This is a genomic window from Dongia sp. (assembly GCF_041905885.1).
Taxonomy (GTDB): Bacteria; Pseudomonadota; Alphaproteobacteria; order Dongiales; family Dongiaceae; genus Dongia.
In genome coordinates this window covers 14,548-27,872 of the sequence record NZ_JAYRKD010000030.1, presented here as the reverse complement: position 1 = coordinate 27,872, position 13,325 = coordinate 14,548, and the positions used below count along the sequence as shown (strand labels likewise).

At 65.8% G+C, this 13,325-nt stretch carries 13 protein-coding genes and 1 tRNA gene; 7 read left to right on the top strand and 7 right to left on the bottom strand.

The features are described from left to right. Positions 1 to 106: 106 nt before the first annotated feature. From neuB to ACH2CY_RS23325, 4 genes are read left to right on the top strand one after another with little or no spacing between them, the layout of a single operon-like run. Entirely contained in the window at positions 107 to 1,186 is a 1,080-nt protein-coding gene (gene neuB / locus ACH2CY_RS23340; protein WP_395022107.1) for an N-acetylneuraminate synthase, read from the top strand. Next, positions 1,183 to 1,809, top strand: coding sequence for an acetyltransferase (locus ACH2CY_RS23335; protein WP_395022105.1), 627 nt, complete (start codon positions 1,183 to 1,185; stop codon positions 1,807 to 1,809). The genes neuB and ACH2CY_RS23335 overlap by 4 nt, the downstream gene beginning before the upstream one ends. Before the next feature lie 7 nt (positions 1,810 to 1,816). Continuing rightward, a complete protein-coding gene (locus ACH2CY_RS23330; RefSeq protein WP_395022102.1) occupies positions 1,817 to 2,863 on the top strand; it encodes a nucleotidyltransferase family protein in 1,047 nt (348 codons plus the stop codon). Beyond that, complete coding sequence (locus ACH2CY_RS23325) at positions 2,853 to 4,187, top strand: hypothetical protein (protein WP_395022101.1); 1,335 nt, start codon at positions 2,853 to 2,855, stop codon at positions 4,185 to 4,187. The genes ACH2CY_RS23330 and ACH2CY_RS23325 overlap by 11 nt, the downstream gene beginning before the upstream one ends. Before the next feature lie 6 nt (positions 4,188 to 4,193). On the opposite strand, the gene ACH2CY_RS23320 is transcribed toward ACH2CY_RS23325, so the two are convergent. The 3 genes from ACH2CY_RS23320 to hisF are packed head-to-tail and all read right to left on the bottom strand — an operon-like array spanning position 4,194 to position 6,951. Further along, a complete protein-coding gene (locus ACH2CY_RS23320) occupies positions 4,194 to 5,414 on the bottom strand; it encodes an N-acetyl sugar amidotransferase (RefSeq protein WP_395022099.1) in 1,221 nt (406 codons plus the stop codon). Beyond that, positions 5,411 to 6,082 carry an imidazole glycerol phosphate synthase subunit HisH gene (hisH, locus tag ACH2CY_RS23315; RefSeq protein WP_395022098.1) on the bottom strand — a complete coding sequence of 224 codons (672 nt, stop codon included), beginning with the start codon at positions 6,080 to 6,082 and terminating at the stop codon, positions 5,411 to 5,413. The genes ACH2CY_RS23320 and hisH overlap by 4 nt, the downstream gene beginning before the upstream one ends. Next, positions 6,082 to 6,951, bottom strand: coding sequence for an imidazole glycerol phosphate synthase subunit HisF (gene hisF, locus ACH2CY_RS23310; protein ID WP_395022097.1), 870 nt, complete (start codon positions 6,949 to 6,951; stop codon positions 6,082 to 6,084). The genes hisH and hisF overlap by 1 nt, the downstream gene beginning before the upstream one ends. A 180-nt stretch (positions 6,952 to 7,131) precedes the next feature. On the opposite strand from hisF, the gene ACH2CY_RS23305 reads away from it, so the two are divergent. Further along, the gene (locus ACH2CY_RS23305) at positions 7,132 to 8,133 is read left to right on the top strand and encodes an FkbM family methyltransferase (RefSeq protein ID WP_395022096.1); all 1,002 of its coding nucleotides are present in this window, start codon (positions 7,132 to 7,134) and stop codon (positions 8,131 to 8,133) included. Here the strand turns inward: ACH2CY_RS23305 and ACH2CY_RS23300 are convergent. Both ACH2CY_RS23300 and ACH2CY_RS23295 read right to left on the bottom strand, forming a co-directional pair. After that, on the bottom strand, positions 8,130 to 9,419 hold the full coding sequence (locus ACH2CY_RS23300) for a sugar-transfer associated ATP-grasp domain-containing protein (protein ID WP_395022095.1): 1,290 nt from the start codon (positions 9,417 to 9,419) through the stop codon (positions 8,130 to 8,132). The genes ACH2CY_RS23305 and ACH2CY_RS23300 overlap by 4 nt on opposite strands. A gap of 10 nt (positions 9,420 to 9,429) precedes the next feature. Next, positions 9,430 to 10,449 carry an aldose epimerase family protein gene (locus tag ACH2CY_RS23295; RefSeq protein ID WP_395022094.1) on the bottom strand — a complete coding sequence of 340 codons (1,020 nt, stop codon included), beginning with the start codon at positions 10,447 to 10,449 and terminating at the stop codon, positions 9,430 to 9,432. 108 nt (positions 10,450 to 10,557) lie between these two features. Between ACH2CY_RS23295 and ACH2CY_RS23290 the strand changes: the two genes are divergently transcribed. After that, complete coding sequence (locus ACH2CY_RS23290; protein ID WP_395022092.1) at positions 10,558 to 11,829, top strand: DUF763 domain-containing protein; 1,272 nt, start codon at positions 10,558 to 10,560, stop codon at positions 11,827 to 11,829. On the opposite strand, the gene ACH2CY_RS23285 is transcribed toward ACH2CY_RS23290, so the two are convergent. Then, the gene (locus ACH2CY_RS23285; protein ID WP_395022091.1) at positions 11,777 to 12,349 is read right to left on the bottom strand and encodes a hypothetical protein; all 573 of its coding nucleotides are present in this window, start codon (positions 12,347 to 12,349) and stop codon (positions 11,777 to 11,779) included. The genes ACH2CY_RS23290 and ACH2CY_RS23285 overlap by 53 nt on opposite strands. A gap of 82 nt (positions 12,350 to 12,431) precedes the next feature. Here ACH2CY_RS23285 and ACH2CY_RS23280 point away from each other — a divergent pair, with 82 nt between their 5' ends. Continuing rightward, entirely contained in the window at positions 12,432 to 13,232 is an 801-nt protein-coding gene (locus ACH2CY_RS23280; RefSeq protein WP_395022090.1) for a hypothetical protein, read from the top strand. 15 nt (positions 13,233 to 13,247) lie between these two features. On the opposite strand, the gene ACH2CY_RS23275 is transcribed toward ACH2CY_RS23280, so the two are convergent. Then, positions 13,248 to 13,322, bottom strand: a tRNA-Thr gene (locus ACH2CY_RS23275). Between the last annotated feature and the right edge of the window lie 3 nt (positions 13,323 to 13,325).

The following is a 13,325-nucleotide window of genomic DNA, read 5'->3' as shown; positions in this document are numbered from 1 at the left end:
AGTCGGTAGTGACATAAAATGCGCCGGAGTATAAGCATGGGCCGAGCGCGCCGACAAGTTAACGGAGCCCGGTTTTGGGCCGGTTTTGGGGGCGTCGGAGGGAGATTTGGCGAGCGATCGGGTCATAGTCATCGCGGAAGCCGGTGTGAACCACAACGGTTCTCCGGAGATGGCCCTGCGCCTGGTCGATGCCGCGGCGGAGACCGGGGCCGACCTGGTCAAGTTCCAGACCTTCAAGGCCGAGGCCCTGGTCACGATGAGTGCGCCCAAGGCCGACTACCAGAACCGCAACGCCCCGGAATCGAAGTCGCAGTTCGAGATGCTGAAAGCGCTGGAACTCGACCGCGCAGCCCATGAGGCGCTGATCGCCCGCTGCAAGGAAAAGGGCATCGGCTTCCTCTCGACCCCCTTCGACCCCGACAGCGTCGATCTCCTGACCAGGACGCTCGGCTTGAAGCTGGTCAAGGTCTCCTCCGGCGATCTCACCAACGCGCCCTTGCTGCTGCAGCTCGCGCGCAGCGGCGCCGATCTCATCGTTTCGACCGGCATGGCGACCCTGGACGAGGTCGAGGATGCGCTGGGCGTGCTCGCCTTCGGCTACACCGAGCAGGGCGAGCCCGGTGCCGATGCCTTCAAGCGCGCTTTCGCCAATCCGGCGGCCCGCGCGATCCTGGCGCAGAAGATCACGCTTCTGCATTGCACCAGCGATTATCCGGCCAAGCTGGACGACATCAACCTCCGCGCCATGGACACCTTGGCCGAGCGTTTCGGCATTCCGACCGGCTATTCCGACCACAGCGTCGGCATTGCGGTCTCGATCGCGGCGGCCGCGCGCGGCGCCCGGGTGATCGAGAAGCATTTCACGCTCGACCGCGCGCTGCCCGGCCCCGACCACAAGGCCTCGATCGAGACACCTGAGTTCAAGCAGATGGTGGACGCGATCCGCGCCGTCAGCCGCTCCTTGGGTGAAGCCGCCAAGGCGCCGACCAACGCCGAGCTCTCGACCCGCAAGGTCGCGCGCAAGGCGATCGTGGCGGCGCGGCCGATCTCCAGCGGCGAGGCTTTCTCGCTCGAGAACTTGACCGTGAAGCGCGCCGGCGAGGGGCTGGCGCCGATCCGGCTCTGGGAAGTGGTCGGCCGCAAGGCCAGCCGCGCCTACGCCGCCGACGAAGCGATCGAGGCATGACCAAACCCGTGGTTATCCTGGGCGGTGGCGGTCATGCCCGCGTGGTAATCGATGCACTCCGCTGCGCCGGTCACGTGATCGCCGGCGTGATCGACCCGAAGCCCGAGGTCGCGCAGACGCTGCCGCAAGGCGTCGCCTGGCTCGGCAAGGATCTCTCCCAGGCGAAGCCGGGCGAGGTGCAGCTCGCGATTGGCGTCGGCTCGCTGGATGTCGGCGCTAAGAACCCGCGGCCGCGGCTGTTCCAGGAGGCGAAGGCAGGCGGCTTCCAGATCCTCTCCTTCAGGCACCCCAGCGCGATCGTGGCCGGCGACGTGTCGCTGGGCGAAGGCGCGCAGATCATGGCCGGCGCCATTCTGCAGCCCGGCCTGCGCACCGGTGTGAACTGCATCGTCAACACCGGCGCCAAGCTCGACCATGACTGCCGCATCGGTGACCATGTGCATCTGGCACCCGGCGTCGTCCTCTCCGGCACGGTCGAGGTCGGCGACGGCGCCCATCTCGGCACCGGCGCCATCGTCATCCAGAACATCAAGATCGGTGCCGAGGCGATGATCGCCGCCGGCGCCGTCGTCACCCGCGACGTGCCGGCCCAGGCCCGCGTCGCACCGGGACCACAGAGATAGCATCCCAATGAAGAACTGGCGTTCCGCGATCCTCACCAACAATCCCACGATCCGGCAGGCGATGCAGGCGATCGACCAGTCGTCGCTGCAGATCGCCCTGGTGGTGGACGGCAACGACCATCTGCTCGGCACGGTGACCGACGGCGACATCCGCCGCGGCCTGCTGCGCGGCCTGGATCTCGACTCGCCCGCGGCGCAGGTGATGAACGTGAAGCCCAAGGTCGCGCGCCAGGGCATGAGCCGCGCCGAGTTCATCGAGCTGCTGCGCCGCTATGAACTCCACCACCTGCCGCTGGTCGACGAGACCGGCCGGTTGGTCGGGCTGGAAAGCGATGTCGAACTCTATGAGGGCGCGGAGAAGGACAACTGGGTGGTGCTGATGGCGGGCGGGCTCGGCCAGCGCCTGCGGCCCTTGACCGAGGACATGCCGAAGCCGCTGCTGCCGGTAGGCGACCGGCCGTTGCTCGAGATCATCATCAACCGCTTCACCGCCCAGGGCTTCCGCAAGTTCTTCATCTCGGTCAACTACCGCGCCGACCTAGTCGAGGCACATTTCGGCGACGGCGCCAAATTCGGCGCCGAGATCCGTTACCTGCGCGAGGACCAGCCGCTCGGCACCGGCGGTGCCGTCGGCCTGCTGCCGGAACGGCCGAGCTTGCCCTTCGTGGTGATGAACGGCGATCTGCTGACCACGATCAACTTCGAATCCCTGGTCGATTTCCACCAGCAGCACGAGGCGGACCTGACACTCTGCGTGCGCCGTTACAGCCACCAGATCCCCTATGGTGTCGCCGAGATCCAGGGCGGCGAGGTGATGTCGATCGTCGAGAAGCCGAACCACGAATGCTTCATCAGCGGCGGCATCTATGTGCTGAGCCCCGCGGTCTTCGACCGCCTGCAGCCGCAGCGCCGGGTCGACATGCCGGATCTCATGCGCGAGCTCATCGCCGAGAAGCGCCGGGTGACCGCTTTCCCGGTCACCGAATACTGGATCGACATCGGTCGCATCGAGGACCTCGAACGCGCCCGCCAGGAGATCGATCTTGTCGGCTAACAGCGCTTTCGAACGCCTGCCGATTCCGATGAACATCTACGGCACCCTGAAGGTGCCGTCGCCGACCTTGCGCACGCGTTTTCGGAAACAGGCCTATCTCACCCGCGTCGCGGCCGAATCGCTCCTGGGCATGATTGAATGGCGCGGCCGGAGGATCGCTGCCGGAATCGACTGGAGCCCCTGGAAGCCCGGTCGCCCGACCGTTCTCTGCCTGAAGCGCGCGACCTTCATCAAGGACGTGCAGGTGGCGCGCGCCAGCACCGAGATCAACCTCGTCTCCATCCCCGCGACCCGGATCAAGAAGGTGCAAGAGAAGTGGATCCCGAAGGAATGGCGGATCCAGTCCTATTTCACCGATCTCCTGGACCGTGACCTGGTCGCCTTCCGCCCCTATCTGCAGCGTTTCGCCGAAACCGTGCTCAAGGAAGCGCAGAAGGTGCATCCGGTCGATGCGGTGATGGCCGGCAATACCGACTACTGGCAGGACGAGGCGATGCGCCTGGGCTGCGAGGCGCTCGGCATTCCTTTCCTGGTGCTCTGCCGCGAGAACTACACGATCCCCCAGGACCGCGCCAACGTGCTCGCCCACTACACCAAGGCGAACTTCCGCTTCAAGGGCACGGGGGTCGCGGTCTATTCGGAGATCTCCAAGGCGACCATGGAGCGCATGGGCGCCTATGCGCCCGGCTCGATCCATGTCACCGGCGCGCCGCGCTTCGATCAGTGGCTCGGCCTGAAGACTCTCCCGCTCGAGGAGCGGAACTGCGTCACGCTCATCTCCTATGCCTACCGGATCTACGAGGCGATGGAGAATTTCCGCGACGTGGCCGAGGTTTTCACCGAGCTCGCCGCGCGCGAGCCCAAGCTCCGCTTCGTGCTGAAGCTGAAAAAAGCAAACGAGGATGTGGACGCCTACGCCCTCTATCCGGAGCTGAAGGATTCCAAGGTCGAGTTCACCGCCGACTGGTCGCTGGTCGACCTCTATCCGAAGTCGCGGGTGATCGTCGGCTGCAACTCCTTGGCTGTGGCGGAGGCGCTGCTCTCCAACGCCGCGGTGATCGTGCCGGCCTGGAAGGACGCGCTCAACAACCCGGGCGTCTGCCTCTATCACTATGACGTGCCCGAGCACGTGAAGTGCATCTACTTCCCGCGCTCCGTCGAGGAATTCCGCGGGCTGATGGAGCGCGCCATCGCCGGCAACCTGCCGCCGCTGGGCACGCCGGAAGAGCGCCTGGCCCGCTTCAACGAGCACATCGCCTTCACCCCGGACAAAAGTGCGGCTTCGAAGGTCGAAGCCTTCATCCGGCATTTCACCAAGAAGTAGGCCGGCTTACTGTTCCCAGGGCACGTGGCGGAGCTTCCAGTCGCCGCCCTCTTTCTTCCAGAGATGCGGCGAGCGGGCCCGGTCGCAGAGTTCGATGAAGTGCTCGGGCTCCATCTCGATATGCTCCATCACCTCGGCGAAGTAGCGGTGCGGGAACTCGCCATCGAAGCGCTTGACCAGCGCGATGCCGTCCTCGCGGGTCAGGTGCCGGTTGCGGATCTCCTGTGAGGCGTCATAGGTGGCGCGGCCGAGGCCGAACTTGATGTAGGTCGTGTAGTAGTGGAAGCCGTCGATCTTGTCGTCGAGGCTGTTGTACTTCGAATAGGTGCCTTCGGTGCGCGACGGGTTGGCCTGGAAGCCGCAATTCTCGACCGCATAGTAATAGGTCTCCTGCGGGGTCCAGGGCAGGTAGTAGCCGAGGTAGTGCACCTCGAGCTGCTTGTTCTCGAGCTCGTCGGCCGAGATCGGCAGGTAGGTCTTGATGTCGGTGAGCGTCATGTCGTTGCGCTCGAGCAGCTCCTTGACCGCGACGCCGCCCAGGAACATCTCGTCAAGATGCTGGTAGGTGAAATAGGACTTGTCCCGGAGCGAGCTCATGTTGTCGCCGATCGGGTTGCCGTATTCCGCCTCGTTCTCGCCGTAGAAGATCAGCGGGATGTCGAACTTGGCGGCCAGCTTCGGCGCCAGGTTCTTCTGCCCGATGATGAAGCTCTGGAACGGGTGCAGCAGGTTCTCAATCGCCAGACGCGTGAGGATGCGGTGGACGCGGCCATTCGGCTTGAAGCTGATATTGTCGAAGCCGCCGACATCCAGCCAGTTGCGGAAGTTCTTCAAGCCGATGTCGGTGTAGAGAATCGGCGGCCAGGTCACGGTCAGCGGATTCATGCCGTATTTGTAGCGCAGGATATGCGCCGCATAGACGCTGTCCTTGCCCCCGGACCCCGGGCAGACGCAGTCATAGCCGCCGTCGCTGCGGCGATGCTTGTCGAGGAGCTTCAGCAGCTCCTTCTCGCGCGCCTCCCAGTCGATCACCTGGGTGCGCTTCCACTCGTTCCAGCGGCAGGCGTCGCAGACACCTTCGGCGTCGATCTTCAGGGTCGGCGTGATCCGGTTCTTGGTGTGCTTGAATTCCGGATAGGAGGAGGGCCGCTGATTGGACATCAGGCAGCGCTTGCAGAACACGACCTCGCTGGGCAGGCCGTAATAGGCTTCGAGTGGTGCGCTCACGCCGGCTGTCCTCGAGTGATGCGGTCGATGGTCTTGTAGACGTTGAGGCCGGTTGTGCCGCTGCGTTCGGGGTGGAACTGCATGCCGAAGATGTTGTCGCGGCCGACCGCGGCGCAGATCGTCGTGGTGCCGAAGGCGGTCTGGGCGAGCTCGTCCTGCACCCGCTTCGGCTTCACGAAGAATGAATGCACGAAATAGAACATCGCGCCGGGCGCGGTCTCGCCGAGCGGCGTACCCTTCCAGGGCAGGCCGTTGCGGACCGGCGCCACCGGACTCCAGCCGACATTGGGGATCGGCAGGTTGCGGTCATTCGGGCCGGCGATCTCCGGCAGCTTCACGACGCTGCCTTCGATCAGCCCCAGGCCCGGCGTGCTGCCGAACTCGGTGCTGCTCTCCATCAGGAGCTGCATCCCCAGGCAGATGCCGACGATCGGCTTGCCCGTGGCGGCCGCGTCCTTGATCGGCGCGACTAGGCCGCGGCGGTTCAAAGATTCCATCGCCTTCGGGAAACCGCCGACACCGGGCAGAATCAGCGCATCGGCCGCGGCGACGGCCTTCGGGTCGGTGGTGATCGCGGCGTCGATCCCGGCCTTCAGGCAGGCTTGCGCCACGCTGAACAGGTTGCCGAGATCGAAATCGATGATGGCGACTTTCGGGCTCTTCGACATCAGGCGGCCGCTTCCGTCACCCGCGGCTGGACGCCGCCGGCCGCGAGCTTTGCCTTCAGGTCCTGCATGGTCGTGCTGGCGACCAGCTTGAACCCGTCCTGGCGATGATGGCGCAGGAACTCGGTATTGCCTTCGTCCTCGAATTCCCTGAGATCGACCGGGATCTTCTTCACCGCGTCGTAATGCAGCATCGAGGCGAGGGCGATCGCGTCCGCGCGGCCGGTCTGCACCACGTCCAGCGCATGCTTCACCGAGCCGCAGCCGCCATGGGCGATGACCGGGATCGGCACCACCTCGGAAATGCGCCGCGTCAGCTCGACGTCAAAGCCGCGCCCGGTGCCTTCGCGATCGACCGAGGTGACCACGATCTCGCCGGCGCCGAGCTCGCCCAGGCGCTTGGCCCAGGCGATCGATTCCACGCCGGTATATTCGCGGCCGCAATTGGTGAAGCAGAGATAGCCGCCGTCGGGCTGGCGGATCGCCTCGACCACGGCGACGATGGTCGAGGAGCCAAACTCCTCGGCGACTTCCTTGATGAACTCCGGCCGCTCGATCGCCGCGGTGTTGATCGCGACCTTGTCGGCCCCCGCGCGCAGCACGTTGTAGACGTCCTGTCGGGTGCGGATCCCGCCGCCGACGCAGAGCGGGATGAAGATCTCCCGCGCCGTCTCCTTGACGATCTCCAGCAGGCTGTTGCGGCCATAAAGGCTGGCGACCGCATCCTGGTAGAAGAGCTCGTCGACCCCGTCCTCGTAATACTTGCGCGCGAAGGCGGCCGGACGGCCGAGGACGCGCAGTCCTTCGAGATGGATGCCCTTGACGAGATTGGGACCCTTGATGTCGAGGCGAGCGATCAGTCGGAAAGGCATGAAGGCTGAAAAATCCAGTCGCTGCCGGGCAAGGCCGGAATGCCGGCCTGGATAGGGCCGAGGGGCGGAATTGTCAAGGAAACCGCCCATTTGCGCCAGTATGTCTCATTCAAGACCGGCTTATTGACGAACCGGCCCCACTCAATTAACTCCCTGGGCTTTCCACGGGAAAGCCTGGATATGACCGATCTCCTCTCTCGCACCCTCGCGGCGGATACGCTGAAATGCATCGACGTCGGGGCCCGCGGCGGCGTGCAGCGGGGCTGGCTGGTCTACAAGTCCCTGATGGAGACCGAGTGTTTCGAGCCCGATCCGGTGGCCTGTGAGAAGGAAAAGGCCGCCAACCGCCCGGGCGAGCATTGGTATGCGGTCGGGCTGGGCGCCAAGACCGGCCCGGCCAAGCTCTACGTGCTGAAGAAGCCGTCCAGCTCTTCGCTCTATCCCCCCAATCCCGAGATCATGGCGCGCTACGCGCAGCACCAATACGGCAAGCTGGTGAAGACGGTCGATATCGAGGTCATGGCGATCAGCGAATGCCTCGACCAGCACCAGCGGCCAAACCCGAACCTGATCAAGCTCGACATCCAGGGCGCCGAGCTCGACGTGCTGAAGTCGATGTCCGAGAAGCATTGGTCGGACCTGCTGGCGCTGCAGGTTGAGGTCGAGTTCATCGAATACTATATCGGCCAGCCGCTGTTCGGCGAGATCGACGCCTTCATGAAGGGTCGCGGCTTCGAGCTGTTCGACCTGCTGCCCGACCGGCGCTACCGGATCCGGGACGAGCTCGAGAATGGGTATCTGCGGAAGTATCTCAACATCTCGCGCAACCGCCGCGACATCTCCTGCCGCCTGGTTGCCGGCGACGCGCTCTACTTCCGCCCGGCGGAAGAGGTGCTGGCCCGCGGCGACCGCGCCTGGTGCCTTAAATACCTGCTGATCCTGATCCTGCACCGCTGCCTCGACGAGGCGCTCTGGTTCATCGAGACCATGCAGGAGCGGAACTTGCTGAACACCGCCGAGCGCGATGAGCTGATCGCCCTGGTCGTCAGCAAGAAGCCGACGCCGACCCTGATGCAGCGCAACGACTGGCTCGGCCGGTTGACCCGCAAGCTCGCGAAGATATTCAACATCGGCCGCGGGCGGAAGATCGACTACTGGCTCGACCGCAGCTGGGACTTCTAACGATTGAAGGTCCCGAACTGATCGGGCCGGCGCCCGTTGCTGGCGTCGCCGGCCAGCGCCTTCTCAAGGTGATGGCGGAGCAGCGCGCCGAAGCGTGAATTGCCGAGCCCGGCACGGTGCGGGCGCTGCATCAGGTCTACATCCGGCTTGCCGTTGCCCTCGATCAGGCAGGGCCCGTCCTCCAGGATCGCGACGTCCCAGCCGACCACCACCCGGTCGCCGATCAGATCATGGGCCCGTTTCACCAGGTCCAGCGCCTCGGGCCAGTGCGGCAGGACGCGGCCCTCGATCGCCGCACCCGTGGCCGGATGCCGCGCGTGCCAGGCGGAATCGGTGCTGACTCCGAGATCGGTGGCGCGGCCGAGCTTTCCCGTCGCGAGCTCGACCGCCGCGGCGATGCCGCCGGCGTGGATATTGTCCACCAGCGCGCCCGGTCGCTGCGGCATGCGGAAGACCGCATGGGTCGCCTCGATGCCGCCGTTCTCGTTACGCAGCGTCAGGATCCGCGCGGTCGCCAGCGCTCCGGTCGTCAGATCGGCGAGGTCGCTGTGATTGGTGAGGCAATATTCGACCACCCGCTTTTCCAGCTTGGCGCGCCGCTTCAGATGCTCGCCAAGCTCGGCGGCGCTGAGGCTGCGGCCTTCGCCGTCGCGGTAGGTGCCGGCGGCATAGTTCCATCTTTCCGCGCCGCGGCCGCCGCGGCCGAGCTTGATCTTCACGAAGAGATCGCGCGGCGGAAAAGCGGTCATCGCCGGGTCGGTGAAGTCGATATGTTTCGGCCCCACGATCGCGATCACAGTGCCGGCGCGCAAGCCGCGCTCGCGGCAGAGCTTGGAGAAATGGACCTTGCTGGCGAAGGGCACGTTCTTGTCCCGGCGCTGCTTGCGGTCGACCAGCCAGCGATAGATGAAGGGCTTCACCTGGACCCGCTGCAAGTAATCCCCGGCATGGGCCCGGCGTTCATCGTCGTGGAACTCGAAGGTGTAGTACCAGAGCGGCGGCACCATCCATTGCGCCGCCACCGCGATCTGCTCCAGGAACTGCCGGAACGGTGACTTGCCGCTGGTCTTGGCACGGCTGGTTCCCAATCGGAGCGCCAGATAGGCCGCATGCAGGATCGTGCTCGGCCACCAGAGAATGATCGCGGCGACGAAGCTCAGCCGGTCTACCCAAGTGCCGCGCCGCCAGGCGCCGCGGAGCCATTGCCGCCGGAGATAGCCATTGGCGCTGCCGGGCGCGTCGCGACCGAGGCCCGGCAGCGGCGGTGGATACCAGGTGATCAGCATCGAAGGCGAGCTACCTGAAGCGGTATTCCGTCACCTGGCGATAGACCTCGCCGGGCAGCAAGGTGGCCTGCGCGAAATGCCGGTTGTGGATCGCGTCGGGGAAGCGCTGCGCCTCCAGGCAGAAGCCGGCATGCGGGAAATGCTTCTGCCCGGCAACGCCCGGCGCGGTATGCCGCACCACCGCCCCGGTATAGAGCTGCATACCCGGCTCGTTGGTCGCGCATTCCAGGGTCAGGTCGCCGGTCGGCGACACCACCTTGACCGCGACATCGCCGCTCTCACCGACCGGCGGCAAGGTGTCGAGCACGAAGTTGATATCGTAATCGAAGGGCTTGCCCTGCCCATGCCGGATCGGCCGCAGCTTGCGGAAGTCGTAGGGCGTATCGGTGACGCTCACGATCTCCCCGGTCGGGATGAGATCGGGGTCGAGCGCGGTGATGAACCCCGAGGCGACCTGCATCTTGTGGTCCCAGATCTCCGCATTCTCCGCCAGGGTGAAGTAGGAGTGGTTCACCATGTTGACCAGGGTCGGCGCGTCGGTGGTCGCGGTCATCTCGACCCGGATGGTTGCCGGCTCCAGCAGGCGATAGATGCAGAAGACCTCCAGGTTGCCGGGATAGTTCTCCTCGCCCGCCGGCGAATGCAGGCGGAAGGTGACGCTGCTCTCGTTGTGATCGGCGACGTCCCAGACCCTCTTCGCATAGCCGACATTGCCGCCATGGAGATGCGTCTTGCCGTTCTCGTTCTTGGCGAGCTGGTGAGACTTGCCGGCCAGGGTGAAGTGCCCGTTGGCGATGCGGTTGCCGACCCGGCCGCAGGTCGCGCCGATCGAGGCATGGCCGGTCCGGTAACCGTCCAGCGTCTCGTAGCCCAGCACCACGCGCCGCTTCTGCCCATTGGCCAGCGGCACCACGAAGTCGCGCAAACTCGCGCCGAAGCTGATGATCGAAGCTTCCGCACCGGCGGCGGACTTCAACCGGATTTCCTGGACTTGTTTGCCGTCGGCCTCGCCGAAGGGTGCAATGCTCACGCTTCTTCTCCCACCGAATCGCTGATCGGGCGCGAGTGTCGCTCAATCCTCGGCAAGGCCGGAAGGCTTTTGCTTGTTCTATTTATGTTCCTGGCCTAGGATCGGACCATGGCCCGACGCGCCGGCATCGCCGATCTCCCGTTGCACAATGGCCGCGTTCCGCCCTGGCTGGCGGCGCGGATGGCCAAGCTCGGCACCGTCATCGCCGAGGCGATCATCCTGCATTACGGCCGGACCGAGTTCCTGCGGCGGCTGGCCAATCCCTTCTGGTTCCAGTCCTTCGGCACAGTCATGGGGATGGACTGGCATTCCTCCGGCATTACCACCAGCGTCATCGGCGCGCTGAAACGCGGCCTCGCTCCGCGGCAGAACGAGCTTGGCCTCTATGTCTGCGGCGGCCGCGGCAGCCATTCCCGCAGCACGCCCCAGGAGCTGACCGCGATCGGCATGCGGATCGGCGTCGATGGTGCCGCGCTCGCCCGCACCAGCCGTCTGGTCGCCAAGATCGACAGCGCGGCGCTTCAGGACGGCTTCGACCTCTATCTGCACGGCTTCGTGCTGGCGGCCGACGGACAATGGACCGTGGTGCAGCAGGGCATGAACGGCGGCACGCACCTCGCGCGGCGCTACCACTGGCTCTCGGAGGGGCTGACCAGCTTCGTCGATGACCCGCATGCGGCGATCGAGGGCCGCAGCCAGGGCGCTATCGTGAACCTTGCCGACCACCGCGCCGCCGCTTCGCGCACGGCTCAGGTCGACATGCTGGCCGATCTCGGCCCCGACAAGATCGCCCTCGAGATCGCCAAGCTCGAAGGCCGGACGCCGGCGCAGGGCCAGCTGCCCTACCTGGTCATGCCCGCGCATCACGACGTGCGCGCCGAAGACATCATCGGCCGCCGCCTGCACGCGACCTTGGCTGCCGCGGCGGATCGCGGCCCGACGGATTTCCCGCAATTGCTGCTCACGCCCGGCGTCGGCGCACGGACGGTGCAGGCATTGGCCATGGTCGCCGAAGTGGTGCATGGCGCGCCCTGCCGTTTCGCCGATCCGGCGCGTTTCAGCCTCGCCCATGGCGGCAAGGACCGACATCCCTATCCGGTGCCGCTCAAGGTCTATGACGAGACTCTGCGGATCCTGAAGAACGCGGTGCAGCGGGCCAAGCTCGGCCGCGACGAAGAACTCGGCGCCCTGCAGCGGCTCGACGATCAAGCGCGCAAACTTGAGGGATTGGTCTCAGGCCCGAGCGTCGATTCCTTCATCGCGAACGAGCGCGCGCGGTCGCCGATGCTCGGCGGCCGCAGCGTGTTCGGCTGGGAGAGGGATCTGGTCAGCCTGGAACCGGAACGCGCCGCTGCAAAGGCAGCTCCCAGTTCGGCGTGACGCCGCACAGCAGATCGAAGAAGCCGATCGCCGTGGTCGCATCTTCCTTCACGTTCTCGCGGAAGGAGGTCCAGAACCGATCCTCTTCGGTGTCGGGCGCGAGTGGTGCCAGCCCTTCCTGCTCGATCACCGCCGCGGTCATCGCGAGGCAGGTGCTTGCATAGACATAGCCCTCCGGCCAGGCGGTCATCGCTTGCGGGAAACTCTTCAGGACCGCGACGCCGCGATGCCGGATCGCGATCGGAGAATGCCGGAACAGCTCCTTCAGCAGCAGCCCGCCGGAGAAGATCAGCAGATCGCGCCGGTCGGTCTCGACCTGGTCCTTGACCGCGTCGAAGCTGCGCCGCCATGCGCTGAACGCCCGCGCCAGGGCCTCGTCGTCGATCTCGAAGCGGAACGCACTGCCGCCGAAGAGCAGCGCGGCATTGCGGTGGAAGGCGGCGGCGATGGTGCGGAAGCGCAGGGCGCGTTCGGCGAGACCGGCCGCTTTGCCCATCTCCGGCTGCACTGGAGTCAGCATGGTTCCTCCCACGTGTTCTTCCGCCATCTTAGCGGCCTGCCGCGTCTTGACAATGCGCGCCGGCCCGGGATGAATCGGGGCCATGACCTTTTTGCCACGGATTCCCCTCTCCCTCGGCGCCCATGCGGTCAGTGTCGCGGCCAGCGCGCGTGACGGTTTGAGGACAGCGCATTATCTGGTGCAGGAGCTCGCTTCCGCCGACGATCCCGCCGCGCCCGGCGAAGTCGCCAAGCGCGCCGCCTGGCTGTTGCCGACCGACGCGCCGACCGCGCTGATCACCGGCTTCATCGCCCAGAACGCGCGGCTCGCCGAGAAGGTGATGGCCACGTCGCGCGACGCGGCGACGGTGCTCCTGCCGCGGGACATCCACCCGTCGCCCTTCGACCGCAGCCTGATGCGCGATCTCGCCGCCGCGACTTCGGGCCACAGCTTCACCGCCAATGCGGTGTTCAATGCCTATTTCCGCCGGGCGGCGCTTCAGCTGCTGCAGCGTTACAGCAAGCCGCCCTTCCTGGTGCTGGAAAACCGGATCGATGCCGCGCGCCGTATGCTCGGCGCCGCGGAGCAAGCGGACGCCGCTTTGATGACCGGCGCGCTGATCGCCCTGGTCCGCGCCGCGCCGATTGCCGAAGCCGGTGCGATCGACCCGAAATCCGTGTTGAGCGCCACCAGGGATCCGAATGTCGCCATCCTCGCCATCGCCTGCGCCGCGGCGCTGCTCGGGGCCACGGGCAAGCCGACGCCCGAGACCGACGCGGATCGATTCTTTGCAATCACCGGCGCCCTGATTGCCGCGAACCTGCCGGCGCTCGAGCGCGCCCTGCAACGGGATGACGTCCGGCAGCTCGAAACCGAGCTCGCCGCCATCAAGGCGATGTATTAGCCGGCGGATGGGAAGTGGTGCCGTAGGAGGGATTTGAACCCCCGACCGCCCGCTTACGAAGCGGATGCTCTACCACTGAGCTACTACGGCACT